This window comes from Iningainema tapete BLCC-T55 (assembly GCF_014698965.1).
Taxonomy (GTDB): domain Bacteria; phylum Cyanobacteriota; class Cyanobacteriia; order Cyanobacteriales; family Nostocaceae; genus Iningainema; species Iningainema tapete.
On record NZ_JACXAE010000088.1, the window covers coordinates 40,123 to 63,021 of the forward strand.

At 41.5% G+C, this 22,899-nt stretch carries 29 protein-coding genes; 19 read left to right on the forward strand and 10 right to left on the reverse strand.

The window, feature by feature from the left end; translation table 11 throughout:
- The first annotated feature begins 1 nt into the window (after position 1).
- The 8 genes from ICL16_RS29940 to ICL16_RS29980 all read left to right on the forward strand — a co-directional run bounded on the left by ICL16_RS29940 (position 2) and on the right by ICL16_RS29980 (position 7,314).
- Positions 2-1,417, forward strand: a complete 1,416-nt coding sequence (locus ICL16_RS29940; protein ID WP_190835240.1) for an aldehyde dehydrogenase family protein — start codon at positions 2-4, stop codon at positions 1,415-1,417.
- A gap of 98 nt (positions 1,418-1,515) precedes the next feature.
- Complete coding sequence (locus tag ICL16_RS29945; protein WP_190835241.1) at positions 1,516-1,962, forward strand: DUF3598 family protein; 447 nt, start codon at positions 1,516-1,518, stop codon at positions 1,960-1,962.
- Positions 1,963-2,115: 153 nt separating this feature from the next.
- A complete protein-coding gene (hisS, locus tag ICL16_RS29950) occupies positions 2,116-3,501 on the forward strand; it encodes a histidine--tRNA ligase (RefSeq protein ID WP_190835242.1) in 1,386 nt (461 codons plus the stop codon).
- 179 nt (positions 3,502-3,680) lie between these two features.
- On the forward strand, positions 3,681-4,502 hold the full coding sequence (locus ICL16_RS29960) for an alpha/beta fold hydrolase (RefSeq protein WP_190835244.1): 822 nt from the start codon (positions 3,681-3,683) through the stop codon (positions 4,500-4,502).
- A gap of 27 nt (positions 4,503-4,529) precedes the next feature.
- Positions 4,530-5,303, forward strand: coding sequence for a DUF4437 domain-containing protein (locus ICL16_RS29965; protein WP_190835245.1), 774 nt, complete (start codon positions 4,530-4,532; stop codon positions 5,301-5,303).
- Positions 5,300-6,319: a zinc-binding dehydrogenase gene (locus tag ICL16_RS29970; protein ID WP_190835246.1), complete on the forward strand. Its 1,020-nt coding sequence runs from the start codon at positions 5,300-5,302 to the stop codon at positions 6,317-6,319. Before ICL16_RS29965 ends, ICL16_RS29970 begins: the two co-directional genes overlap by 4 nt.
- 56 nt (positions 6,320-6,375) lie before the next feature.
- Positions 6,376-6,513 carry a hypothetical protein gene (locus tag ICL16_RS29975; protein ID WP_190835247.1) on the forward strand — a complete coding sequence of 46 codons (138 nt, stop codon included), beginning with the start codon at positions 6,376-6,378 and terminating at the stop codon, positions 6,511-6,513.
- A 27-nt stretch (positions 6,514-6,540) separates the two neighbouring features.
- The gene (locus ICL16_RS29980) at positions 6,541-7,314 is read left to right on the forward strand and encodes a DUF3598 family protein (RefSeq protein ID WP_190835248.1); all 774 of its coding nucleotides are present in this window, start codon (positions 6,541-6,543) and stop codon (positions 7,312-7,314) included.
- 63 nt (positions 7,315-7,377) lie between these two features.
- Here ICL16_RS29980 and ICL16_RS29985 read toward each other — a convergent pair whose 3' ends face one another.
- Both ICL16_RS29985 and ICL16_RS29990 read right to left on the reverse strand, forming a co-directional pair.
- Positions 7,378-7,533, reverse strand: coding sequence for a hypothetical protein (locus ICL16_RS29985; RefSeq protein ID WP_190835249.1), 156 nt, complete (start codon positions 7,531-7,533; stop codon positions 7,378-7,380).
- A gap of 416 nt (positions 7,534-7,949) precedes the next feature.
- Positions 7,950-9,152, reverse strand: coding sequence for a PDDEXK nuclease domain-containing protein (locus ICL16_RS29990; RefSeq protein ID WP_190835250.1), 1,203 nt, complete (start codon positions 9,150-9,152; stop codon positions 7,950-7,952).
- Positions 9,153-9,336: 184 nt separating this feature from the next.
- On the opposite strand from ICL16_RS29990, the gene ICL16_RS29995 reads away from it, so the two are divergent.
- On the forward strand, positions 9,337-9,660 hold the full coding sequence (locus tag ICL16_RS29995) for a hypothetical protein (RefSeq protein WP_190835251.1): 324 nt from the start codon (positions 9,337-9,339) through the stop codon (positions 9,658-9,660).
- Positions 9,661-9,749: 89 nt separating this feature from the next.
- Positions 9,750-10,382, forward strand: a complete 633-nt coding sequence (locus ICL16_RS30000; protein WP_190835252.1) for a Uma2 family endonuclease — start codon at positions 9,750-9,752, stop codon at positions 10,380-10,382.
- A 14-nt stretch (positions 10,383-10,396) separates the two neighbouring features.
- On the opposite strand, the gene ICL16_RS30005 is transcribed toward ICL16_RS30000, so the two are convergent.
- The 6 genes from ICL16_RS30005 to ICL16_RS46200 form a co-directional block, all read right to left on the reverse strand.
- Positions 10,397-11,446 (reverse strand): S-adenosylmethionine:tRNA ribosyltransferase-isomerase, encoded by a 1,050-nt coding sequence (locus tag ICL16_RS30005; RefSeq protein WP_238361023.1) that lies wholly within the window; start codon positions 11,444-11,446, stop codon positions 10,397-10,399.
- A 111-nt stretch (positions 11,447-11,557) separates the two neighbouring features.
- On the reverse strand, positions 11,558-12,322 hold the full coding sequence (locus tag ICL16_RS30010) for an SDR family NAD(P)-dependent oxidoreductase (RefSeq protein ID WP_190835253.1): 765 nt from the start codon (positions 12,320-12,322) through the stop codon (positions 11,558-11,560).
- A gap of 14 nt (positions 12,323-12,336) precedes the next feature.
- Complete coding sequence (locus ICL16_RS30015) at positions 12,337-13,053, reverse strand: SDR family oxidoreductase (RefSeq protein ID WP_190835254.1); 717 nt, start codon at positions 13,051-13,053, stop codon at positions 12,337-12,339.
- 124 nt (positions 13,054-13,177) lie between these two features.
- Positions 13,178-13,573, reverse strand: coding sequence for a VOC family protein (locus tag ICL16_RS30020; RefSeq protein WP_190835255.1), 396 nt, complete (start codon positions 13,571-13,573; stop codon positions 13,178-13,180).
- Positions 13,574-13,662: 89 nt separating this feature from the next.
- Complete coding sequence (locus ICL16_RS30025; protein WP_190835256.1) at positions 13,663-14,436, reverse strand: ZIP family metal transporter; 774 nt, start codon at positions 14,434-14,436, stop codon at positions 13,663-13,665.
- Positions 14,437-14,498: 62 nt separating this feature from the next.
- Positions 14,499-14,678, reverse strand: coding sequence for a hypothetical protein (locus tag ICL16_RS46200; RefSeq protein WP_238361024.1), 180 nt, complete (start codon positions 14,676-14,678; stop codon positions 14,499-14,501).
- On the opposite strand from ICL16_RS46200, the gene ICL16_RS30030 reads away from it, so the two are divergent.
- The 6 genes from ICL16_RS30030 to map all read left to right on the forward strand — a co-directional run bounded on the left by ICL16_RS30030 (position 14,677) and on the right by map (position 18,616).
- Entirely contained in the window at positions 14,677-15,174 is a 498-nt protein-coding gene (locus ICL16_RS30030; protein ID WP_190835257.1) for a DNA-binding protein, read from the forward strand. The genes ICL16_RS46200 and ICL16_RS30030 overlap by 2 nt on opposite strands.
- 77 nt (positions 15,175-15,251) lie before the next feature.
- The gene (locus tag ICL16_RS30035; protein WP_190835290.1) at positions 15,252-16,250 is read left to right on the forward strand and encodes an ATP-binding protein; all 999 of its coding nucleotides are present in this window, start codon (positions 15,252-15,254) and stop codon (positions 16,248-16,250) included.
- A 198-nt stretch (positions 16,251-16,448) separates the two neighbouring features.
- Positions 16,449-16,781 carry a type II toxin-antitoxin system PrlF family antitoxin gene (locus ICL16_RS30040; RefSeq protein WP_190835258.1) on the forward strand — a complete coding sequence of 111 codons (333 nt, stop codon included), beginning with the start codon at positions 16,449-16,451 and terminating at the stop codon, positions 16,779-16,781.
- A 2-nt stretch (positions 16,782-16,783) separates the two neighbouring features.
- On the forward strand, positions 16,784-17,254 hold the full coding sequence (locus ICL16_RS30045; RefSeq protein WP_190835259.1) for a type II toxin-antitoxin system YhaV family toxin: 471 nt from the start codon (positions 16,784-16,786) through the stop codon (positions 17,252-17,254).
- Positions 17,255-17,304: 50 nt separating this feature from the next.
- Positions 17,305-17,778, forward strand: a complete 474-nt coding sequence (locus ICL16_RS30050; RefSeq protein ID WP_190835260.1) for a GNAT family N-acetyltransferase — start codon at positions 17,305-17,307, stop codon at positions 17,776-17,778.
- Between the two features lie 49 nt (positions 17,779-17,827).
- Positions 17,828-18,616 (forward strand): type I methionyl aminopeptidase, encoded by a 789-nt coding sequence (gene map, locus ICL16_RS30055; protein ID WP_190835261.1) that lies wholly within the window; start codon positions 17,828-17,830, stop codon positions 18,614-18,616.
- A 48-nt stretch (positions 18,617-18,664) separates the two neighbouring features.
- Here the strand turns inward: map and ICL16_RS30060 are convergent, their stop codons facing one another.
- A complete protein-coding gene (locus tag ICL16_RS30060; RefSeq protein WP_190835262.1) occupies positions 18,665-20,017 on the reverse strand; it encodes a pentapeptide repeat-containing protein in 1,353 nt (450 codons plus the stop codon).
- A 183-nt stretch (positions 20,018-20,200) separates the two neighbouring features.
- Between ICL16_RS30060 and ICL16_RS30065 the strand changes: the two genes are divergently transcribed.
- The 3 genes from ICL16_RS30065 to ICL16_RS47840 all read left to right on the forward strand — a co-directional run bounded on the left by ICL16_RS30065 (position 20,201) and on the right by ICL16_RS47840 (position 22,344).
- Positions 20,201-20,941: a tetratricopeptide repeat protein gene (locus tag ICL16_RS30065; RefSeq protein WP_190835263.1), complete on the forward strand. Its 741-nt coding sequence runs from the start codon at positions 20,201-20,203 to the stop codon at positions 20,939-20,941.
- A 318-nt stretch (positions 20,942-21,259) separates the two neighbouring features.
- Positions 21,260-21,931: a hypothetical protein gene (locus ICL16_RS30070; protein WP_190835264.1), complete on the forward strand. Its 672-nt coding sequence runs from the start codon at positions 21,260-21,262 to the stop codon at positions 21,929-21,931.
- Positions 21,932-22,182: 251 nt separating this feature from the next.
- Positions 22,183-22,344, forward strand: a complete 162-nt coding sequence (locus tag ICL16_RS47840; RefSeq protein ID WP_420485314.1) for a type II toxin-antitoxin system HicA family toxin — start codon at positions 22,183-22,185, stop codon at positions 22,342-22,344.
- 80 nt (positions 22,345-22,424) lie between these two features.
- Here ICL16_RS47840 and trxA read toward each other — a convergent pair whose 3' ends face one another.
- A complete protein-coding gene (gene trxA, locus ICL16_RS30080) occupies positions 22,425-22,745 on the reverse strand; it encodes a thioredoxin (RefSeq protein WP_190835265.1) in 321 nt (106 codons plus the stop codon).
- Positions 22,746-22,899 lie beyond the last annotated feature (154 nt).

Genomic DNA, 22,899 nt, shown 5'->3' on the forward strand with positions numbered 1-22,899 from the left:
GATGTCCAAAACAATCGAAGTCCGCAACCCCCGCACTGGAAAATTTGACTATGTAATTATCCCGCCGCCCCCCAAGCTGCTGGCGCAACAATGTGGGCGTCTACGCAGAGCGCAAAAAAGCTGGCTTTCTCTTGGTGTAGAGGGAAGAATTGAAGCGTTGCAGCAGTGGAAGAGCGCGATAATTTCTGGACGCGATAAATTGACTGAAGCTTTAGTCAATGATACGGGAAGATTATCAATCACGATACTGGAAATTGACTCTTTCCTTTCGACAATTGATAGATGGTGTAAATTAGCACCAGAATTGCTGCAAGAATCGGCAAAAGAAACAGCAATTCCTTTTATTGAGTTGCAACAAACATTGGTTCCTTACCCTTTAGTTGGGGTAATTAGCCCGTGGAATTTTCCGCTGTTACTTTCGACAATTGATACAATCCCAGCATTGCTTGCGGGTTGTGCTGTGATTGTTAAACCGAGTGAGATTGCTCCTCGCTTTGTCGCACCACTATTGGCGGCAGTTAACACTGTGCCAAAATTGCGCGATGTGTTAAGTTTTGTTGAGGGAGCAGGTGAAACGGGCGCTGCTCTACTTGAGTATGTGGATTTTATATGTTTTACTGGAAGTGTGGCGACGGGAAGAAAGGTGGCAGAAGTTGCGGCTAGACGCTTTATTCCGGCTTGTTTGGAATTGGGCGGGAAAGATCCGGCGATCGTCCTCCAATCTGCTAATTTGGATTTAGCTAGCTCGGCAATTTTGTGGGGTTCTGTTGTCAACACCGGACAGTCTTGCCTTTCTATTGAGCGAATTTACGTTGCTGAATCTATCTTTGAGCAGTTTATTGCCCAATTGGTGACGAAAGCTAGACGTTTGAAGTTAGCTTATCCTACTCTGGAAAGTGGCGAAATTGGTCCGATTATTGCAGAAAGACAAGCGGCGATTATTAGCGATCATTTGTTGGATGCCCAGGAAAAAGGGGCGGTGATTCACTGCGGTGGGGAGGTTGAGGAGCATGGTGGTGGTTGGTGGTGTTTTCCTACTGTGATGACTCAGGTGGATCATTCTATGAAGGTGATGACTGAGGAAACTTTTGGTCCTATTATGCCTGTTATGTCTTTTTCTAGTGTTGAGGAGGCAGTTAGTTTGGCGAATGATTCTGTTTATGGTTTGAGTGCTGCTGTTTTTGCTGGGTTGGAGGGGGATGCTTTGCTGGTTGCTCGTCAGGTTGATGCTGGTGCTATTAGTATTAATGATGCTGCTCTGACGAGTGTTTTGCATGAGGGTGAGAAGAATTCTTTTCGGTTTTCTGGTTTGGGTGCTTCTCGTATGGGTGCTTCTGGGTTGAGGCGGTTTTTGCGTTCTAAGGCTTTTTTGGTGAAGACTAAGTTGGTGGGTGATCCTTGGTGGTTTGAGGGTTAGATTTATGAACCGCGTTCGCGAAGCGTCTCGAAGAGAAGGCGCGAAGTGCGCGAAGGGAAGAGGAAGAGGAAGAGAGGGTGTTTTTGAAGGGGGTTTTTATGTCTGGTATTCGTGAAAATATGCCTGTTCTTGTTCGTCATGAGGGGGATTGGGTTGGTACGTATATTGTGGTTGATGGGGAGGGGAAGGTTGTTGATAGGCATGAATCTCATTTGAGTTGTCAGTTTCCTGATGATGGTTTGTTTTCTTATTATCAAATTAATCGGTATACTTGGTCTGATGGTAAGCAGGAGGAGCATCGGTTTCCTGCTAGCTATCGCGATGGGAAGATTTGGTTTGATACTGAGCGGATTGAGGGGAAGGCTTGGGAGGTTGATGATTCGACGATTATTTTATGGTTTGCTTATAAGAATATGCCGGGGTTTTATTTGTATGAAATGATTCAAATTAGTCCTTGTAATAATTATCGATCGCGTACTTGGCATTGGTTTAAGAATGATCAACTTTTCCAACGTACTTTGATTCAAGAGGAACGTTTGAGATAAAACATATTCATTTATGAAAAAAAAACCACAGATAAACACAGATGCACACAGATAAATTATCTGTGTTTATCTGTGTGCATCTGTGGTTCAAAATATTCAATATCTGACTGGGAACGCAAGAACTCTATTTCAATCTACAATTGGGATTAAGGCATGACGAAGGCTGATAAAGTGAATTTTTCTACTCCTAGTGGTTTCCCTGAGTTTCTTCCTGGTGAAAAACGTTTGGAAGTGTATCTCTTAGATACTATCCGGAGGGTGTTTGAAAGTTATGGTTTTACGCCGATTGAAACTCCGGCGGTGGAACGTTTGGAGGTTCTACAAGCAAAGGGGAATCAAGGTGATAATATTATTTATGGTATAAGTCCGATTCTGCCTCCTAATCGACAGGCGGAAAAGGATAAGGCTGGGGAAACTGGTTCGGAAGCTAGGGCTTTGAAGTTTGACCAAACTGTTCCTTTGGCTGCTTATATTGCTCGTCATTTAAATGAGTTGACTTTTCCTTTTGCTCGTTATCAAATGGATGTTGTTTTTCGCGGAGAAAGGGCAAAAGATGGTCGTTTTCGTCAGTTCCGTCAGTGCGATATTGATGTTGTTGCTCGTCGTGAACTGAGTTTGCTTTATGATGCGCAAATGCCTGCTATTATATCGGAAATATTTACATCTGTCAATATTGGTGATTTTCTGATTCGCATCAATAATCGCAAAATTCTCACTGGTTTTTTTAAGTCGGTAGGTGTGGAGGAAAATAAAATTAAATCTTGTATTGGTATTATTGATACTTTAGAAAAAGTCGGGGAAGCTAAAGTAAAACAAGATTTAGAGAAAGAAGGTGTTTTGGCGGAGCAAACTCAACAAATTATTGAGTTTATTAAGATTAATGGTACTGTTGATCAGGTATTGGATAAACTCAAGTATTTGGCTCAAACTAGAGAAGCTGAAGAATTGAGTATCGGTGTGACAGAGTTGGAAACGGTGATTGCAGGTGTTCGGAATTTGGGCGTGGCGGAGAATCGGTTCTGTATTGATTTGGCGATCGCACGTGGTTTAGATTACTATACGGGTACAGTTTACGAAACTACTCTAGTCGGACACGAAGCTTTGGGTAGCATTTGCTCTGGCGGTAGATATGAAGAATTGGTAGGGACATTTTTGGGTGAGAAAATGCCTGGTGTGGGCATTTCCATCGGTTTAACCAGGTTAATTAGTCGTTTGTTGAAAGCTGGTATTTTGGATACCTTTGCTGCTACCCCAGCGCAGGTGATGGTAGTAAATATGCAAGATGATTTGATGCCAGTTTACTTAAATGTGTCGCAACAATTGCGACAAGCAGGAATTAATGTTATTACTAGTTTTGAACAACGTCCGTTAGGTAAACAATTCCAACAAGCTGAGAAACAAGGAATTCAATTTTGCGTGATAATTGGTTCTGAAGAAGCAGCAGCGCAAAAGTCTTCTCTCAAAGATTTGAAAACCCGCGAACAAGTAGAAGTACCTGTAGAAAATTTAGCACTAGAAATTAAACGCAGACTAGCGTAGTCTCGGGAGCATCTTCGTTTTTCGCCACACCCTGAAGGGTGCGGCTACACGTACAAAGCCTGCCGTAGCTCCGGCTAGAAACATCTCTCGTTCCCACGCTCCGCGTCTCTCCTCGTCTCCTCGTTCCCAGCCTCCGGCTGGGAATGCCATCCTGGAGGCTCTGCCTCCCAAAAATTGATATGAACAAACCAATCAAGCGAGCCTTTTTAGACACCGAAGACGGGCAGATTCTTTACCGCATAGGCGGTGAAGGAAATCCTCTGGTTTTACTACATCAGAACCAAACAAGTAGTAACGAGTATAGAGAGTTAATGCCTATTTTGGCAAAAAATCGATGTGTCATTGCTATGGACTTTCTGGGTTTCGGTGATTCAGATAAACCCCCAAGAATGTATTCAATTGAAGACTATGCTAAAACAGTCATCCTCCTGTTAGACAAATTAGGCATAAAAACCACAAGCATCTTGGGAAACCATACAGGTGCATTTGTCGCAGGAGAGGTAGCGGCAGAATATCCGGAAAGAGTCGAAAAACTTATCTTATCTAATCCGGTTGTCTTTGGTGAAGCAGGCAAAGCAGCCCTATTAAAAAGATTTTCTGAAGGTTTTCACATAAAAACAGACGGCTCCCACCTGATGGAAAGATGGGCAGCCCGTGCAAAGTATGTAGAATCTGCTGAATTAAATCACACTTTGGTATTAGATGATTTAAAATGCTTTGGTTATCCTTTATATGCAGTTTGGGCTGTAGCAAACTACTGTCTGGAGGCAGAAGAAAGATTTCGACGCATAAAATGTCCCTCCCTAATTATCTGGGGAACTGAGGACATGAAACAGTTTCAACAGCTAGGTTTAGCAAATGCAGAAAATCAGCATTTGATTTTAACAGCAATTCCTCAGGGAAAAGTGGTTGAGATTGAAGGCGGAACTATATGCATGATGAACCAGAGATCTGAAGAAATATCGCAGCATGTAATCGAATTTCTTGATGATAAAGATTAACACTACACGGATATTGTCAAAAACATTATGGCAAGAAAGCACGTTGAATTCATTCAATCAGGGGATGTCGAGCAGAAACCTTGGGTTGTGGATGGGATCAAGGAAGTTCACCAAACAAGGATTCTGAGCTTCGATACCGAAACTGGCGCGTCCACCGAACTTGTCGAGTGGACACAAAACTGGGAGAGCAGTTCAGGTTATTTCAACTGCGACGTGGAAATTTTTGTACTTAGCGGACAGTTGCGGATAGGGCAACTCCGTCTCGGACGCTACACTTACGGCTTCATTCCAGAAGGTGTTTGCATCGAAGCATGGAGCGCTCAGGAAAATACTATAGCTCTTTGGATGCCCGAACGTCATCCCTGCTTTGTGACATCATTAACCGATGCGCCGGGAGCAAAAAGAGAATTATATATTCCTTCGTCGAGTTCTGAACTAATCCCTTGGACTTCAACTCTCACCCCAGGCTTTCCACTAGGCGCGATGAGAAAAACTTTACGTAAGGGATCTGAGGGTGGAAGAAGTACTTGGCTGCTAGGGTGTTTGCCGCAGTTTGCCGAAACTGTTGCGGAGTATCATCCGATTCCTGAGGAGGAGTTTGTACTTCAGGGAAGCATGACAACACAGGCTGGTTATATGACCCCAGGCTGTTACTTTTGGCGTCCAGAATTAATTCCACATGCCCCAGCATATACTGAAACAGGATACTTTGCCTTTGTGCGCGGAGGCAATCCCCATCTTTCATACCATACTTGGGAACCGCCGTTTCACACTTACTATCCTTGGCATTGGAACAAATGAGTTCAAGCACATACAAAAAACTAGTTGCAAAACAGTTTGCTCAAGATTTTAAATCAGCTATTGAAATTGTCGAACTTCCCATACCCGAACCTGCACCAGATGAAATTGTGATTCGGAACAAGTTTGCTGGAGTTAACGCTGGGTTCGACACTTTACTTTGCCGAGGCGATGTGAGTTACGTTAACTTAACTCCTCCCTTTGATTTGGGTGTGGAAGCGGTGGGAGAAGTAGTAGCAGTGGGAAGTAATGTTACATTTCAAGTTGGTGATGCTGTGGTGACTACCATACGTGGGGGAGGTTATCGTGAGTACCAGACAATCAATGCCAATTTAGCATTCAAAGTGCCTGAAGCTACGCCAGAGGTACTAACTCTGATGCCTACTGGTGTATCAGCTTTGGTGGCATTAGAACAAGTGGGGGAGATGAAAAGCCAAGAAGTTGTTTTGGTGACGGCGGCAGCTGGTGGAACTGGACATATTGCAGTACAGTTAGCAAAGTTAGCAGGTAATCATGTGATTGGTACTTGTGGATCGGATGCAAAGGGACAGTTGCTGAGTGAGTTGGGATGCGATCGCATGATCAACTACCGTAAGGAAGATCTAAATCTTGTCCTCAAGCAAGAATATCCCAATGGCGTTAATCTAGTTTTTGAATGTGTGGGTAAACAAGTCTTCGACACCTGTGTAGATAACTTGGCAATTCGGGGGCGTTTAGTTGTGGTTGGTTTTGTGTCAGAATATGGTAATAATTTTGCGCAAGTAACACAATCGCGAATTTATCAAAAACTTTTCTGGAAAGCAGCTTCGGTGCGGGGATTTCTCATGCCACTATATAAAGAGTATATGGTAGAGGCACGTGATCGCCTATTCAACTTATTCTACTCTAACAAGCTCAAAGTAGTTGTTGATCCTACCGAGTTTTTGGGATTAGAATCCATTCCGGCTGCTGTAGAATACCTGCTCAGTGGTAGAAATTGCGGTAAGGTAGTTGTTCGATTTATATATAATCTACCATAATCGCCAATCATTTCTCAAAATAGAAGCATACTTAATAAGCTAATACCAACAAGACCATGTTCACGCCTTTTATTGAAGACACTGCCCGACTTGTTCCCCATTCTACAACCAAGGTTCTACACGGCAGCCCTCTAATGTATCTACGCGATCCCAAACTTTACGCCGAAACCTTGCTACAATACCTGCAATCTTAATTAGTCAACTTCTCAATCAGAAAAACAATGAATTCACAAGATCAAAACTGGGAAAATTTATTTGGACATATCACGACATCCGGTGTTGCTTGGCACGGAATATGGACGGTGTATTCTCCAGATCAAGAAGTTCTGAATTCATTTAAAGCTGTGAGGAAATTTCAAGCTAATGAAGAGAAAACATTAATTACCCATACTAATAAATACACTAATGATGGAACAGAATCAGAAAAAACCTGGCAGATTGAAAAGCAAATTTGTAGTCAACCCGATGGAGTCATTCACCCAGCATTTTTGTCTATGAGGGCATTATCCTTTGGTGAGGATAAGAATGCCTGGGTAGCAAAAAAACTAGAAGCTGGAAAAAAATTTGGTACAGAGTTATTTTTTCGATATCAAGATTGGCGAACTAGTGTAGCTAGTATCTATGCTGAGAGTGGCGATTTGGAGAAAATTACGATAATTCGCGAGCATCTCAATAGCTTTGCCAATGAACCAGCCAAAGCAGAAATAGAATTGTCGGGATGGCGCGGACGAAAAGAGTATATGAATAGTGATTTAAGTATTTCGTTAGCAGAAAATCAAGATTTTGTGTTACCAACAGAACAAAAAAATAATCCGATATATTTGCAAAATGATATTAGTGTCAATGTACCTAAAAAGGTGAAGATTGGAGAAGAATTTGAGATAGTAGTTGGTAAGCTAGTTACGACAAACGAGTACCAAAGACTGATAGTTCAATATGATAATTTGGGAGCATTTACCACGTTGATTTCCGAAGTTTTTAGGCGACAAGATTAAGCAAAAAGTGAAAGGAAAAATTTACGAGGACAGATGCTTGAAAGAGCGCTCACCTCTTTTTGATTAAAACTTTACTTCCTTCAAGTAGCTTAAATTATACTTATTAAATAAATCTGGTGCTATTACGAATTTAAATTTATCTTTGGAAATACCCAGAATGTCAAGACGTACTGCTTCGTTTTTTGCCTGCGTTTCAGTTAGCAAAGAGATGGTGAGCATAAGCATCTTGCTCTCGTAAAAAATTGTCATGAGCGTGAACGAAATGCCCATCTCACCAACAATACCGCTATGGTTGCACCTATTGCCCCAAAAAAACTCTCCAGACTAAATAATTTACTCAAAAAATTTTCATGAAAACTAATAATTGCCTAACACTTACTAATCAGCATACTAAAAAAGGTAGTCATTCATTTTAGCATTGAATTAAAGTTATTGTCGTGAACGAACAACGAGATATATTATTACAATATTAAGTAATGATCGCGAGCCGAGTAGTTTAGGAGGTTCTCATAGTCAGAGTAATTGTTTCAAACATTGTACTAATATTAACAATTGTAGTATTGCTAGGAGCGATATTTGTCGCACTTGCTAAGCGTGCGTTTGAAGTCTCTTAAGCAAGGTGTTTGAGGTAAGGGTCATGTTTCCCTCCCAGATTCAAAATCAAATTGTTGTTCTAATCTGTCTTGTTCCTCTTTGAGCCACTTTTTGAGAGTCTCCTCTGAGGGGAGAGCAACTAAATAGCGGGAAACAAATAATTGATTATCTAATCCAGCAGTGGCATAGTGAACGGCTTCGGCATCTTTTTCAGCACAGAGGAGAATTCCAACGGGTGGGTTTTCATGCGGATAGATAATGTTTTCTCTTAAGTAGTTGAGGTAGAAGTTCATTTGTCCTGCGTATTCGTGGCGGAACTTCCCCAGCTTTAGATCAATAGCAATAAGACATTGCAAGGCACGATGGTAGAATAGAAGGTCAAGAAAGTAATGTTCTGCTGCTACTGTGATGCGAAACTGGCGGTCAACAAAGCAGAAATCTCGACCCAGTTCATGCATAAAATCTTGCAGGTGGTCAATTAAAGCTTGTTCTAAGTCAGATTCCGAATAAGTATTTCGTTCTTCTAGTCCCAAAAACTCTAAAACGTAGGGATCGCGTAAAACAGTTTTAGGGCTGTCGAGGATTTGTCCATGAGTAGTAAGAGCAAGGATTGCATCCTTATCTTTAGAAAGACCTACTCTTTCATAAAGCATACTGTTGATTTGACGCTTAAGCTCCCTAGTAGACCAGAAACCTTTTATACTTTCTATTTCATAAAAAGCCCGTTTAGTAGTATTGTCGATCCGGGTGAATTCCAGTATGTGTGACCAAGACAGGGTAGTAAATAAGCGCTGGTAATAGTTACTGTCTTGCCATGAAAGAGAAGGTTGTTGTAGCTCGCGTGCTCGAAGTGCAGGGAATAGGTTTTGTGGTATGGTTTTAAATTCGGCATACACTGTCTGCCGAATTATCATATTATTTACTGGTAAGCTAATTAATGGTAAAAAAGCTGACAAGTTTTCATCACTAGCCAAGCCTGGATAAGTCAAAGCGAATTGTCGAAAGTTTTTTAAATTACGGTCTGATAGCCCTTCAAGGTTTCGATTTTTTAAATCTTCAGCAAGTTTTTTGAGCAACTGCGTGCCATATGCAGCTCGGTCTACTCCGTTTTGTTCATACTCCACAATATAAGCACCGATAAACCAGTTACGAATTGTCTGAATTTGGTTAACTGCTCGTACAACTACTGTTTGAACTGTATTATTTATATGGCTAATATCATTAATTAGTTCTTCATAGTTCATTATTCATTCTCCCCGTCTTCATTGATTTTGTCGATAGTGCCATTGAATTAAAGTTATTGTCATGAACGAACAACGAGATATATTATTACAATATTAAGTAATGATCGCGAGCCGAGTAGTTTAGGAGGTTCTCATAGTCAGAGTAATTGTTGCAAACCTTGTACTAATATTAACAATTGTAGCATTGATAGGAGCGATATTTGTCGCACTTGCTCTGGTACGTTTGAAGTCTCTAAAGCATGGATTATTAATATTTTTACAGTCAGTTTTTGTTAGTTTACTTGGTTCTAGTGCTGGTTATTTCATCGGTTGGTTGTGGTATAAGTTGACGGTAATAACCGAGCCAAGCTTCTCAAATCCTCGCCTAAGTGGTATAGCTACGGGGATGATGGCAGCATATCTAAGTGTCATTTGGGATTTCTGTATTTATATTGGAACAATTTTGGGCGCGATTTGGGGTGGAATCAGTGGCTTAAAGTACTATAAGTTGCGTGGTAAACGTGACTGACTTGGAAAGTCAATCATCAACAGGCACGGCGCAGAACCTTGAAAGTCAGCTAGAATACGATTGAGAAATCCTCTTGCTTTAATGTTCCCATGATTGCAACCCCAATCACGCCACCAACAGAGATTATTCATCTTTCCGGGATTAGTTGGCAAACCTACGAAACCCTATTGGCGGAACTTAATCATCGCCGTTTGCGCCTCACTTACAATCGGGGTAATTTAGAAATTATGGCTCCTTCTCCAGAACATGAACTAGGCAAAACAGTAATGGGGCGCTTTGTGGAAACTTTGGCTGAAGAACTAGAAATTCAAATTTATCCCCTTGGCTCAACTACTTTTAAACGCCCCGAACTTAGTGGTGCAGAGCCAGATGAATGCTTTTACATTCGTAATATTGATGCTGTTCGAGGGAAAAAACGGTTAGATCCATTTGAAGATCCAGCACCAGACTTGGTAATTGAAATTGATATCACCAGTAGTTCTCTTAATCGTCTCCAGGTTTATGCTGATTTACGAGTTGCTGAAGTCTGGATTTACGACGGTAATTCATTGGTAATTAAGCAACTCCAAAATCAAGGTTATATCTCCTCCCAAGAAAGTCAATTTTTTCCCAATTTACCCGTTGCAAAAATTGCCGACTTCTTACAACAAGCACCGAACATTGACTATCTAGAGTTGGTTAAAGCATTTCGGCGTTGGGTGAGAAATCAGCTGGGAAGATAAAAGTGCGATCGCTACTACAAAATCAAATTCAAATCTCCGAACTCGTGCCACAGATAACCACGCTGCACAGCATCAGAGTAAGCTGAGCAAATTTGCTCTGCTGGTAGAAACGCCGTAAGTAAGTCGAGGTGACTGGCTTCTGGTTCGTGCAAACCTGTTAGTAATCCATCCAGCGTCTTAAGTTTATGCTCAGCAGTAATACGTAGTTTTGTGTAACCATGTTGGGGTTGCACCTTCCCAGTTGCATCTGCGACTGATTCCAAAGCCCTAACTACAGTAGTACCTACCGCAATCACTCTTCCTCCTTCCTCATGGGTGCGGTTAATCTTTTGTGCCGCCGCTTCACTAATCAAGTATTCTTCTTCCGAGGCGAGATGTTGAGCGTCTATTTCATCATCCATATAAGAAGATAAACTGGTATGCAGCAAGATGTGTGCTGTTTCTATTCCACGACGCTTTAAATTAAACAGCAGCTTCCAAGTAAACGCCCGCCCTGCTGAAGGCATTTCCGCAGAACCCGGTTCTTTGGCGTAGACTGTTTGATAGTAATCCAAATCCCAAGGTGCAGACACATACTCATAACGAATCGGACTTCCCAAACGATAGAGTAAATCCATAAACTCTTTGCCTGATTTAGAAAAGCGTACTTGCCAAAGTCGGGGAATACGAGTGTCTCGATTTTCAACTGTAGCAGTTAACCCTTGACCAAAATCAATCTGCATTCCACTTTGTACACAGGTAAAGAGATTACCCTGTTTGCACATCAGCAAAGCCAGCCAAGAATCATTACTGAGATGTTGTGCTAAACGGATTTCTACGCATTCTCCTGCATGGGCATCACAACCATCAAGTGCAGCCGGAAGAGTACGACTTGTATTAAAAACAAGTAAATCACCAGGGCGCAAGAAATTACCCAACTCGTTGAAACGAGTATGTTCAACTTGATCGGTGTGACGATTAATAACCATCAACCGCACGCCATCGCGGGCAATTCCTCTTCGCTCTGGTGGTTCTTTGGCGGAGAGTTCCGCCGGAAGTACAAAAGTAAAGGGTTTGGTCAGCATATAATATTTACCCCTGATGTATTGTATAAACGCGCACTATTTTGCCCCACACTTTAGGGGAGGCGGAGCCTCAAGAGATGCATTCCCAGGCTGAGCCTGGGAACGAGACACTCAAACCAGTGCGGGTGCTTCTAATTCCCTACCCCAATTTTCCTCTTGAGCTTGGAATCTTTGCCCATTGACGTGGCGTGATTCATCAGACGCTAAATAGACAAATACCTCAGTAACATCTGCTGGATTAGCCCACTCGGTAGGATCTTCATCAGGCTCTGCCATTCGATGCATCAGGGTGTTCATATCACCAGGATCTACCCAATTGACACGCACACCACTGTCTTCAAGTTCTGCCGCCCATGTCTGCGACATCCCTTCAATACCAAATTTTGAGATTCCGTATGCCCCCCAACCAGGATAACCATTTACCCCTGCATCACTTGTAACGTTGATAATGGAACCACCATTCTCAATCATCGCAGGTAATGCCTTTTTAATTAATAAAAATGGGGCGATTAAATTGGTGTTGATAACATCACGAAAATCCTCAAGTGGGTAGTCGAGTAAGTAAGGCATGGGAGAAGGACCAATACTTGATGCATTATTCACTAATACATCAAGATGACCATTAAATTCACTCAAAGTTGTGGCAACTACACGCTCAATATCTTCGTGCTTTGTTAAGTCAGCACTCATGACTAAAACTTGAGTTAATGGTGCTATTTCATTGATAGTATTACGTACTTCATTGAGCAACTCAACATTACGCGCCACAATAGATATTCCCGCTGCGTCTTCACGGGCAAAATCAATTGCTAATTGTCTCCCCAAACCTTGCGATGCCCCTGTAATTAAGATATACTTGCCTTGTAATCTGCTCATTTTCTGCTCCTTATTTACCAATCAATTGGTTGGCGATCGCGAAAAAATCCACCTGAACTTCCACCATCAGGATGAGTCGCCAACCAGACAATAGTATCCACACCTTGTTCTGGTGTAAGGGGCGCATTTGCACCACCCATTTCTGTTTTCACCCAACCAGGACAAACTGAATTCACTAATATATTTGTGCCTTGTAATTCACTAGCCAAAATTCGTGTCAAAGCATTCAAACCAGCTTTAGAAATCCGATATCCAGTGTAACCACCACCCATTTCACTCAATTGTCCCATGCCAGAAGAAACATTCACTATTCGTCCATAATTTTGTTTCTTCATCAACGGAATCAACGCTTGATTAACTCGCAAAACACCGTAAACATTCGTTTCCATAGTTTCGCGCAAAGTGTCTATTTTGGCATCGAATACACTATTATTACCTGCCTGAGCATCAATATATAAACCAGCATTATTTACCAATGCATCAAGACGAACATACTTCTCACCAATGAACTCAGCTAATTTTTGGCTGCTTTCTTCACTCGTTACATCAAGAGGATGATAAGTTACATCCAAACCTTCTGCTTGTAACTTTTCTGCTGCAGCTTTCCCTTTCGTCTCATTTCGACTGGTAAGAACTACCTGATATCCAAGTTTAGCTAATTGACGAGAAGCTTCAAAACCCAAACCGCGATTTCCGCCAGTTACTACTGCCACTTTTTTGGTTGTGTTCATAAGGTTTTATTGTTACTAATCAAGCTCCTAACTGTTGATTGCTAATTGTTGATTGCTAATTGTTAAGAATGCTATTAGCCATTAACCATTAACTATTAGCCATTAGCCATTAGCTATTTTCAAATTACTTCAAAGCGTATTCTGGCTGATATTCTACCAATTCAATTTCATTACCATCTGGATCGTTGAAGTAAATTCTGTGCTTGGTTTCAGGGGATGTGTATGTGTAATACTCAATGCCCTCATCTTCCAGTAGTTTCTTCATAGCTTCGCCATCTTTAATCACCAAGCCAATGTGATTAATTCCAATGCTTTCGTAAGCTGTATGTACCCGCTGTTGTTGAGGCGCATCATTGAGAGCAAGATAAAATTGGTTATTGCCAAAATGCATCCAACGCCCTTCATCAGTTACGCCTTCAACCCGCACATACCAGTCAGGAAACAAAGTTTGATAAAACTTCTTTGTTACCTCCACATCCTGACAAGAAAGATTAATATGTTCAAACCTAATCAAATCCATTTTTTTCTCCTTTTCTTGTTCCTAGTCTCTCGTTCCCAGGTAGAACCTGGGAGTGCCTTCCGTGAGGCGGAGCCTCACCTTATCCCCAATCACCCCAAAGCAATATCTAAAAACATCATCACAACAAACCCCACCATCACACCAATAGTTCCTTCTTTTTCTAAACCCTTACGATGAGATTCAGGAATAATTTCATCACTAATTACAAACAACATTGCCCCCGCAGCAAATGCCATTGCCCAAGGCAAAATAAAATTAGCCACACTCACCACACCAGCACCAACTAAACCACCAATTGGCTCTACCAAACCCGTAAGCAGAGAAATCCACAAAGCATAACCTGCTGAATACTTCTCTGCTACCAAAGATAACGCAACTACTAAGCCTTCAGGAATATTTTGCAAGCCAATCCCCAAAGCAACGGGAATGCCATCGCTAATATTATTATTACCAAAATTCACTCCTACTGCCAATCCTTCGGGGAAGTTATGAATAGTAATTGCCGCAATAAACAGCCATATCCGCTTTAAATTACTGCTTCGCTCGCTATCCTCTTGCTTGAAAAAGTGTTCGTGGGGTAAAAGCCGATGCGCCAATTGTAGAAATGCTCCTCCCAACAGAATACCCACCACAATAATTAAAGCTGCACTTGTTTTACCGTAGCCTTGAGACATTGCCGCCTCTGTACCAGGTATAACCAACGAAAATGATGTCGCCGCCAACATCACTCCCCCACCAAACCCCAACATGATGGCTTGCGATCGCTGCGTTAAATTGATTGGCAGTAAAATAGGCAATGCACCTACTACTGTAGCAAGTCCTGCACATAAGCTGGCAAAGACGCCAATTACTAGGCTTTCCATAGGGAGGCTTCATATTACATTTCTCTATCAATAATCATAGTCGAACTGATTATGAGTTGCAACTAATTGGAAGAAATAGTTGTGGGTTGAGCGAGATGTTTTTGCTCCGCACCAAATATTTGGTGCAGATTAACGCAAAAGAATTTCATCAGCACCACCGTAATACTACTGTTAGCAAAGTAATGGTGCATACTGTACCATGATGATGAAGACAGCACCATTAATGCACTACCAATAATCATGAATCAAGAAAAAACCGTGAGAGACAAAGTCTTTGAATGCTGCGCTCAGTTAGAGTCCGAGAATAAAAGTATTACGAGAAATGTGGTGCGCTTACGCACCGGAGGAAGTAATCGGGATGTCTCAAAATATATTACCGAGTGGAAAGAACAGAATAATACAGCGATTACAGTTGCAACAAATACCGATATTTCTCAACAAACTGGGGAATCAGCTGCAATAAGCTCAGAGGCTGCACCAACCAATGCACCAATTCAACCAGCAATCAGCCAAGCTGACATTGAGCAAATTAAGTTAGAAGCGCAGCAGCGAGTTAAAGCAAAGCGGTTAGCTGTGATTAAAGTTGCACAATATTACGAGGAAAATCCTAATTTACTACCAGAAGAAATGAGAAAAGAGATTGAGGCAGAAGAAATGGCAGCAATATCATGTTCTCTCTCACATCGATCTTATTACGACCCAAACGCGCTAACCCAAGCGGTGATAACCAGCATGTAACACCGCTTGGAAGTAGCAATACACCTCAAGCAATAGCGTCAGTCTGGGCAACTCATATCTGGTCAAATTTTTTTGTCATGCTTTTGGTGAGTGGATTTGTTGCTGTGAACGGTGTTTCCGTATTATCAGTGCTTGCAATAGTTGCTGGGGCAATATCGCTTGCGCCGAAAAAGCAAACCCCAACAAGTAGCCAACCTGACTCCACCGCAACGTCATCAACCACTGCCAGCCCTAACCCAGAAATACCAGCAGCGCCAACACAGATGCGGCTTTACCGCCAAAAAACCCTAGAACAAATAAAAGCAACCTTGTTAGCAAACAATGCAGCTGTTGTCGCTGGGGAACAAGGTAGCGGTAAATCTTTACTAGCACAGACTGTAGCAGAACAATTGCGCAACGATGGATTTATAGTGGCGTTGATTGAGCCAGCAACTCCTAAACAAATGCTCTTAGAAATTGCCCAACAGTTGGAAATAGACACTCATAATATAGAAGGTAAAGCGCTCACAGCCGAGCAGTTAAAACGGGCGATCGCATCCTATTTTGACAGTAATACGGCATTTTTAATCATCGATGATGCGCAGCTTTGTGAGAGTAAATTTCGACTTTGGCTCAAACAATTACGTCGTCAGGGTATACCGATGATGCTTTTTGCAACCGATCCGCCACGTACCGACGTTTTCATGAGTCTTCCGCCAATTGTGCTTCACCCACTCCCAGAAAAACCAATTCGCGAGATTATGGAGCAGGCAGCATTAGAAAGAGGACTAGAGTTGAAAAATTCAGACTTTGCTAGATTACAAGAGCGTGCAGGAGGAAATCCCATGCTGGCACAACGTGTGATTGATGAAGAATACTTAGGATTAGAAATTGAGGAGGGAGATCATCACAGATACTTAGATATTACACCACTAATTTTGCTGGCAGGAATTGCCTTTGTCGTGATCCGGTTTATCGGACTGGGTACTGGCGATCAAGCGCTTTATATTTTTGGTGGAATTGCTGCTGCAATTTTCTTAGGTGTATCGCGTATGCTTTACAACTTACCGCCGGAAAGTAAGAAGATTGGCAGATGATTATAGCGGTTCTCACGGACGTGAGGTACAAGAAAAAGTAATTAACCACAGATGAACACAGATAAACACAGATAAATTTGTACCTCTGTAGACTAGGAAACGCTATAGTCTTTGCCACTGCCCAAAATGTCACGCTTGACAAGACAATGCGAGCGCATTACTTTAGAGATGTTTAACTGATAAGTTTAAAGGTTAGCTATGGCTGTAATACCAGTACCATGCGCAGAATCTACTCTTACTGATCGCTATCAGACGACAATTCCCGATGCCGTTCGCAAGGTTCTGGGCTTGAATAAGCGTGATAAAATCTGCTATACTATTCAGCCTGACGGTCAAGTAGTGATTTCTCGCGCTGATAACACCGAGAGCGATCCTGTACTTGGGCAGTTTTTGAATTTTCTGGCAAGAGATATCGAAAAGAATCCTCAACACATACAAGTGATTAGCTCTGATTTAGTCAGCCATGTTCAATCCTTGGTTGCTGAAGTCGATCTCGATCTTGATGCACCACTCTCTGACGAGGATGAATAAGTGTGTCTGAAAATCAGCCGCTAGTTATTCATGGGTGGAACATATTTGCTCATTCTCTCGGACTTAACCAGTTTGAAGAACTTCGGACGCAGGTTGAACATTTGCGTCAGAAGTATCCTCAAGACTACAAGAAAAAAAACGCCACAAAGCGTCTAGCTGCCATAGCAAAGCTCGCATTTGATGTTATTCCTCAAGATCCAACACGTAGTGATTATCGTCAAGGTACTACGCTTGGTGATGAGTACAAGCACTGGTTTAGAGCTAAATTTTTTCAGCAGTACCGACTGTTTTTTCGATATCATCAAGAGAGCAAAATAATTGTTTTCGCTTGGGTTAATGATGAGAACTCTAAGCGAGCCTATTTTAAGAAAATGCTTGAAAGCGGAAACCCTCCAGACAACTGGAATGATTTACTCAAGGATGCGCAAGGTGAAACTAATCGTTTAGAGAAAGCAGTCAACGTAGAAATTTAGACTGTTGCTTTTTGTAAAATGAGACAAGCATATTACATATTAGATAAATTATGGAGATTACTTTAAGGGCAATCAATAAAGATAATTGGAAACAATGTATTAGTCTGAAAACAACTGAAGAACAAGAAAAATTTGTTGCTTCAAATCTCTATTCTCTTGCTCAATCCAAGTTTTATCCATCTGCTGTTACACTGGGCATTTATCAAGGAGAAACTATGGTTGGCTTTTTGATGTACGATCTCATGGACAAAGGTTATCAAAACAGTGGTTATTACATCTGGCGATTGATGATTGACAAAAATCATCAAAGGAAGGGATACGGTAAAGCTGCAATGCAATTAGTTATTAAGTTACTTAAAGAAAAGCCAAATTGTAACGAAATTTTAATAGGCTACAGACCTGAAAATGTAGTAGCAGAAAAACTGTATCTCAGCTTAGGCTTTCAAAAAACGGGGATAATAGAGGACGGAGATGTACTTGTGTATCTTCCAGTAGAAGCATCAATAGATGTGACAGCTAAGTAAAAATACATAAATAAACTATAATTATATCAGAAAGAGTAGATAAATTTTTATGAAGACCGAAACAATTGTTATCTTATCCAACAGAGAACTAGATAAAATGCGTAAAGCCGGACGCTTGGCAGCCGAACTTTTACATCATCTTGAACCAATGGTGAAGCCAGGAGTTAGCACTCTTGAACTCAATGACGAAGCGGAAAGATGGACGCAGGCTCACAACGCTAAAAGCGCACCTCTTGGTTACAAGGGATATCCTAAATCAATCTGCACCAGTGTGAATGAGGTGATTTGTCATGGCATTCCTAACGCCAAGCAGATCCTCAAAGATGGTGACATCATTAATATTGATGTGACTTTGATCGTTGATGGCTATCACGGCGATACATCTAAGACGTTCTTTGTTGGTACACCTTCCCCAAAAGCAAAAAAGCTAGTTGAGGTGACAGACGAGTGTCGTAGAAGAGGTATTGCTGAGGTGAAACCAGGGGCAAAGATTGGCGATATTGGCGCAGCGATTCAAGAGTATGCTGAGTCACAAGGCTTTTCTGTAGTGCGCAATTTTGTTGGGCATGGTATCAGTAATGTTTTCCACACTGCACCGGAAATTCCCCACTTCGGCACACGCGGTAAGGGAAAGCGTCTCAGACCTGGTATGGTTTTTACTATAGAGCCTATGATTAATGAAGGTACATGGGAAGCTGAGGTTTTGAGTGATGGTTGGACTGCTTTGACACGCGATCGCAAGCTTTCTGCTCAATTTGAGCATACTGTGGCTGTCACTGAGGATGGTGTTGAAATTCTTACATTACGAGAAGGCGAAACTTATCTTTTAGGATTTTAACCAGAATTTTGTAAAGACGTTCCGCCGGAACGTCTTTACAAAATCGAATCATCTGCCTAATTTATTAGGAATACCTTCGCAACCACCAGGAATTGTACTTCTGGTTTTTTCGCCTCCCCAAGCACAGCAGTAGTAACGCAAAGAATCAGACATTCGACTGACATTAGTGAAATTGGCGTTTTCTACTACAGCGCCAGTATTTTTGCCACTGGTATAATTTGGTGGTTCTGTACGACTGCGAGGAGATGCTTCTAAAGCTGAGCCGTAGAACAGACGAGTACTATTGAGGTCTGCTTTACTCAAGTTGGCATCATATAATATAGTACGAGAGAGGTTGGATTTGACTAAGTCACAACTGCTTAGGTTGGCACGGACAAGATTTGCTTCCGATAAATCAGTCCAACGTAAGTCAGTTTCAGCAAGATCCGATCCTGCTAGCATTACTCCTAAATCTATCACTCGCACGCCTTCTAAGCGATCTTCGCAGTAACCGCCTATACCGTTGAGAATTGCTCTACCTAAGCGTGCATCGCGTTTGAGGGGTGTGAGCAATTTGGAGCGGGAGAGAAACCGGAGAATTTTGGCTTTGCCGCTCCCATCTACACTACTGAGAATAGCAGCAGTGCGTCCCTCGGCGATCGCTCGTTCTTGAGGCCAATCTTCTAATAATCCTTGTTCATCTAATACTAAATCGGAGATGCCTTGGAAGTAGGAATCAATTGTTTGCTGCTGAGTGATAATATTTTGCTGAACTGTTAGCAGGTTTTGTTGAATTGTCAAGTCTTTGGAAATTACGTACTGTCGCCAAGCAACGTAAACTGCGATTACGGCGATCGCAATTTGCCCCAAAGCACCGTACCATTCTGCTAGTGTTCCCGAAGCTTCCCAGTTAATTTTGCGTCCCCAAGCTACGAGGAGATTGCCCACGCCGGCAAATTTGATAATGCCGATGACACTTACTCCTAATCCTAAGAAGGCAACCAGCAGTGTTTTCTCTTGTGCCGAAAACCACTCATCGACAACAATTAGCAACCAAGGCAACAAAATTGTTGCTGATAATAGCAAAGTTGCTGCTGTTCCTAGAGCGCCAATTAACCAGTTATTTAGGGCTATGCCGCTGATTGTGATGGCACTAGCAATTAGAATTAGCAGCAATGCGCTTGGTTGAAATACCAGAGCATTTTTTCTACGTTGTGTAGTAGAGAGGGCTTGTTGGAGAGCAGTTGTATTTTGCGGTGATTGTAGGGATGCAATCGCAGCTATTGCCTGTTGATTGACAAGCCCATCTGGGAGCAAGTTGTCCTCACTGATACTGTCAAAATCATCTGGTTGCAGGCTTTGTTCTGGTATGGTTTCTTCTGTAGATGACTCGGATGAGTTAGGATCGGATTCAATCGGCATGATTATCTTTTGATATCAGCAGACTTTGTTGTACTGTTTTATAGTATGCTCTGCTGCCATCGCATGTCATTTTTCTTGCCACTAGATATTTGTACATTAATTCATAAAATATTAGCATGACTTTACACTTTTTTAATACAAAATAAGGTTTTATAGTTATGTAGTTAGTTGTGTAGGTGCAGCATGGTCGGTTGGCGTTGCTTTGTTAGCTCTGGCTTGATCGGCTTTTTGACGCTCGGTTGTGGTAACTCGGCAAACTCGATAAGACAATACAGCAAGCAAGTTGTACAAGAGACTAACGTTGCTCAAATCATTACCAAAGCAAATGATTTTCAACAAGCAGAAGATTTTTTTCAAAAAGGTAACGATTTATTAAGGAACGAACGCTATTTAGAAGCGATAGCAGCATACGACAAGGCACTGGAAATTAACCCAAATAGTGGTGCTTGGATTAATAGGGGTAATGCTTTAACTGCTTTGCGACGCTATCCAGAAGCACTATACTCTTACGATCAAGCGATCGCCATCTCTCCCAACAAGCAAAAAACATGGTTTAATAAAGGTAATGCTTTAACTGCAATGCTTCGTTATCCAGAAGCTCTGTATTCATATAACAAAGCCATCGCTATCTCTCCTAACCAGTATGAAGCATGGATTAATCGAGGCATTGTGCTGGTTAAGTTGCAACGCCACAAAGAAGCAATATCATCCTATGATCGTGCGATCGCCATCTCTCCCCATAAACAAGAAGCATACTATAACAAAGCTTGCGCCTATGCTTTGCAAAATAATGTTAAATTAGCAACCAAGAATCTAGAGAAGGCGATCGCACTTTCTCCAAGTAAATATCAAAAATTGGCAAAAACTGACCGAGATTTTGATCAAGTGCGTAGTCACAAAGAATTTCAAGAATTAATTCAGTGAAAATCACGATTGTGTAGAGACGTTCCGGCGGAACGTCTCTACGAAATATGACGAAATATGACTAATTAACGCAAATTTTTCAACAAAATATCTGAAAACATCAGACTTTTTCTCACTGTAATTTGCGCAAAAAACGCCTAATATAAATTTAGTAGAACACAGTAACTAGAGTAGTCAAATGACTGCATAGTTTCTCTAAACCTTACCCAGAAAAGGTTGTAACAGATATCTTCTCATAATGTAGAGACGTTTCATGTTACGTCTCTACAAGAGATATCTAATAGTTAATCACATCTAAATTCCCAGGAAAGAACAATTATGGCAACTCTATTACCAGGTGGTAGTGCGAACGCTGATGTCCTCAACGGCACTAGAGGTAACGATCTCATTATCGCTCTAGCAGGTGATGACAACGTTTTTGGTAACGATGGCAATGACATCATCTTCGGTGGTGCAGGTGAAGATATCCTGTTGGGTGAAGCTGGCAATGATATTATTGATGGTGGCGCTGGCAATGACTTCCTTGATGCTGGTGCTGGTATCAACAGACTCACCGGTGGAGCAGGTAACGATATCTTCTTTTTCTCTGATGCTCCCTTTGCTGGAACTACAGCTAATGCACCAGATGTATTAACAGATTACCAAATTGGACAAGATCGATTGTTGTTTAGCAGCGATGTGCTAGGCATCAACGCCCTTAACTTCCAAGCAGGTAACAGTGGGCAATTGTCTGGTGATAGCAATTTATTAGTGTTGCTCGATCCGTTCCCCAATGCCGGTGCCGCAGCAGCTGCCATAGCTGCTAATGATGCTGTCACAGCTGATGCTGGTTTGTTTGTTTACTTTAATTTTAATCTGGGCTTCTCTAGAGTTGTGTTCTCTCAAGATCTGAGTGACAACGGTCGAATTAGCGTTTTGGGTAATTTGATTAACATAACAGATCCTGCTAGTCAAGCTCTGTATACTGCTCAAGATTTCACTCTTGTTTAATACGAATGACATATAAGAGCCTTGCACAAAGCGTGCAAGGCTAATAGCGCCAATTCGGTTAAAACCGACTAAGATTTACTTCTTGTGAATTTGTTAAAACAGACTTCAGATATTATACATCTCTAATAATTACAGCAAATTTCAACAGCAGTATAAATATTCGTAGCTCTTCTGTGACAGTAGGTGTTTCTTGATGCCAAGAATAACACCTATTTCTTGGCAACGACTAGAAAAGGTATTTCTTGCTGCTGGTGCTTGATTTTGCTAGGCAAGAAGGAAGCCATCGTTGCTACATCAAACCTGGTATCTCTAGACCAGTTGTAATACCAACATACGATGAAATCCCTGTTTCAATCATCAGAAATAACCTGAAAACAGCCGGAATTTCTAGAGACGAGTTTTCCAGTTGTTAAATCGAGTGTGATTGCTTTATTCAAGTGGGCTAGCAATTGAAAAAACAATTTGTAATTGCGAATTAATTATTGAGAAATGCCTAAAGCAGCTTTGTTAGAGCTAGTGTGAATGTTTCATAGGGTTTTACCCCAACAATAGTTTCCATGAGAGTGCCATTTTTGTACATCATGACTGCCGGGATACTGCGGATGCTCAATCTTTTAGCAAGGCTTTGGTTCTGATCGAGATCTACCTTGAATACTTTGACACGCTCCTCGTAATCTTGGGCTAATTTATCAATAAGAGGAGCAATCATCTTACAAGGTCCACACCAAGTTGCTGTAAAATCAAACACAACTAGTTCGTTGTCTGTCAAAAGTGAATCGAATTCTTGTTCCTGGATATATTCAACTGTTTTCATGGATGCTCCTTATGTTGTCTTGAAGTGAAATTGTTCACTTTTGACGATGGTATATAAAACCATACCACTTATTGACTATAGCGCGATCGCCTCTGGTGAATAAAATCACTCTTTTTTACTACTGAGCTACATAAAGAGTAAATTGATACATAAT

Excerpts from the sequence above, each read along its gene's own strand:
- ICL16_RS29940 (WP_190835240.1), top strand. The coding sequence starts at position 2 with ATGTCCAAAACAATCGAAGTCCGCAACCCCCGCACTGGAAAATTTGAC.
- ICL16_RS29945 (WP_190835241.1), top strand. The coding sequence starts at position 1,516 with ATGTCTGGTATTCGTGAAAATATGCCTGTTCTTGTTCGTCATGAGGGG.
- hisS (WP_190835242.1), top strand. The coding sequence starts at position 2,116 with ATGACGAAGGCTGATAAAGTGAATTTTTCTACTCCTAGTGGTTTCCCT.
- ICL16_RS29960 (WP_190835244.1), top strand. The coding sequence starts at position 3,681 with ATGAACAAACCAATCAAGCGAGCCTTTTTAGACACCGAAGACGGGCAG.
- ICL16_RS29965 (WP_190835245.1), top strand. The coding sequence starts at position 4,530 with ATGGCAAGAAAGCACGTTGAATTCATTCAATCAGGGGATGTCGAGCAG.
- ICL16_RS29970 (WP_190835246.1), top strand. The coding sequence starts at position 5,300 with ATGAGTTCAAGCACATACAAAAAACTAGTTGCAAAACAGTTTGCTCAA.
- ICL16_RS29975 (WP_190835247.1), top strand. The coding sequence starts at position 6,376 with ATGTTCACGCCTTTTATTGAAGACACTGCCCGACTTGTTCCCCATTCT.
- ICL16_RS29980 (WP_190835248.1), top strand. The coding sequence starts at position 6,541 with ATGAATTCACAAGATCAAAACTGGGAAAATTTATTTGGACATATCACG.
- ICL16_RS29985 (WP_190835249.1), bottom strand. The coding sequence starts at position 7,533 with ATGCTCACCATCTCTTTGCTAACTGAAACGCAGGCAAAAAACGAAGCA.
- ICL16_RS29990 (WP_190835250.1), bottom strand. The coding sequence starts at position 9,152 with ATGAACTATGAAGAACTAATTAATGATATTAGCCATATAAATAATACA.
- ICL16_RS30000 (WP_190835252.1), top strand. The coding sequence starts at position 9,750 with ATGATTGCAACCCCAATCACGCCACCAACAGAGATTATTCATCTTTCC.
- ICL16_RS30005 (WP_238361023.1), bottom strand. The coding sequence starts at position 11,446 with ATGCTGACCAAACCCTTTACTTTTGTACTTCCGGCGGAACTCTCCGCC.
- ICL16_RS30010 (WP_190835253.1), bottom strand. The coding sequence starts at position 12,322 with ATGAGCAGATTACAAGGCAAGTATATCTTAATTACAGGGGCATCGCAA.
- ICL16_RS30015 (WP_190835254.1), bottom strand. The coding sequence starts at position 13,053 with ATGAACACAACCAAAAAAGTGGCAGTAGTAACTGGCGGAAATCGCGGT.
- ICL16_RS30020 (WP_190835255.1), bottom strand. The coding sequence starts at position 13,573 with ATGGATTTGATTAGGTTTGAACATATTAATCTTTCTTGTCAGGATGTG.
- ICL16_RS30025 (WP_190835256.1), bottom strand. The coding sequence starts at position 14,436 with ATGGAAAGCCTAGTAATTGGCGTCTTTGCCAGCTTATGTGCAGGACTT.
- ICL16_RS30030 (WP_190835257.1), top strand. The coding sequence starts at position 14,677 with ATGAATCAAGAAAAAACCGTGAGAGACAAAGTCTTTGAATGCTGCGCT.
- ICL16_RS46200 (WP_238361024.1), bottom strand. The coding sequence starts at position 14,678 with ATGATTATTGGTAGTGCATTAATGGTGCTGTCTTCATCATCATGGTAC.
- ICL16_RS30035 (WP_190835290.1), top strand. The coding sequence starts at position 15,252 with ATGCTTTTGGTGAGTGGATTTGTTGCTGTGAACGGTGTTTCCGTATTA.
- ICL16_RS30040 (WP_190835258.1), top strand. The coding sequence starts at position 16,449 with ATGGCTGTAATACCAGTACCATGCGCAGAATCTACTCTTACTGATCGC.
- ICL16_RS30050 (WP_190835260.1), top strand. The coding sequence starts at position 17,305 with ATGGAGATTACTTTAAGGGCAATCAATAAAGATAATTGGAAACAATGT.
- map (WP_190835261.1), top strand. The coding sequence starts at position 17,828 with ATGAAGACCGAAACAATTGTTATCTTATCCAACAGAGAACTAGATAAA.
- ICL16_RS30060 (WP_190835262.1), bottom strand. The coding sequence starts at position 20,017 with ATGCCGATTGAATCCGATCCTAACTCATCCGAGTCATCTACAGAAGAA.
- ICL16_RS30065 (WP_190835263.1), top strand. The coding sequence starts at position 20,201 with ATGGTCGGTTGGCGTTGCTTTGTTAGCTCTGGCTTGATCGGCTTTTTG.
- ICL16_RS30070 (WP_190835264.1), top strand. The coding sequence starts at position 21,260 with ATGGCAACTCTATTACCAGGTGGTAGTGCGAACGCTGATGTCCTCAAC.
- trxA (WP_190835265.1), bottom strand. The coding sequence starts at position 22,745 with ATGAAAACAGTTGAATATATCCAGGAACAAGAATTCGATTCACTTTTG.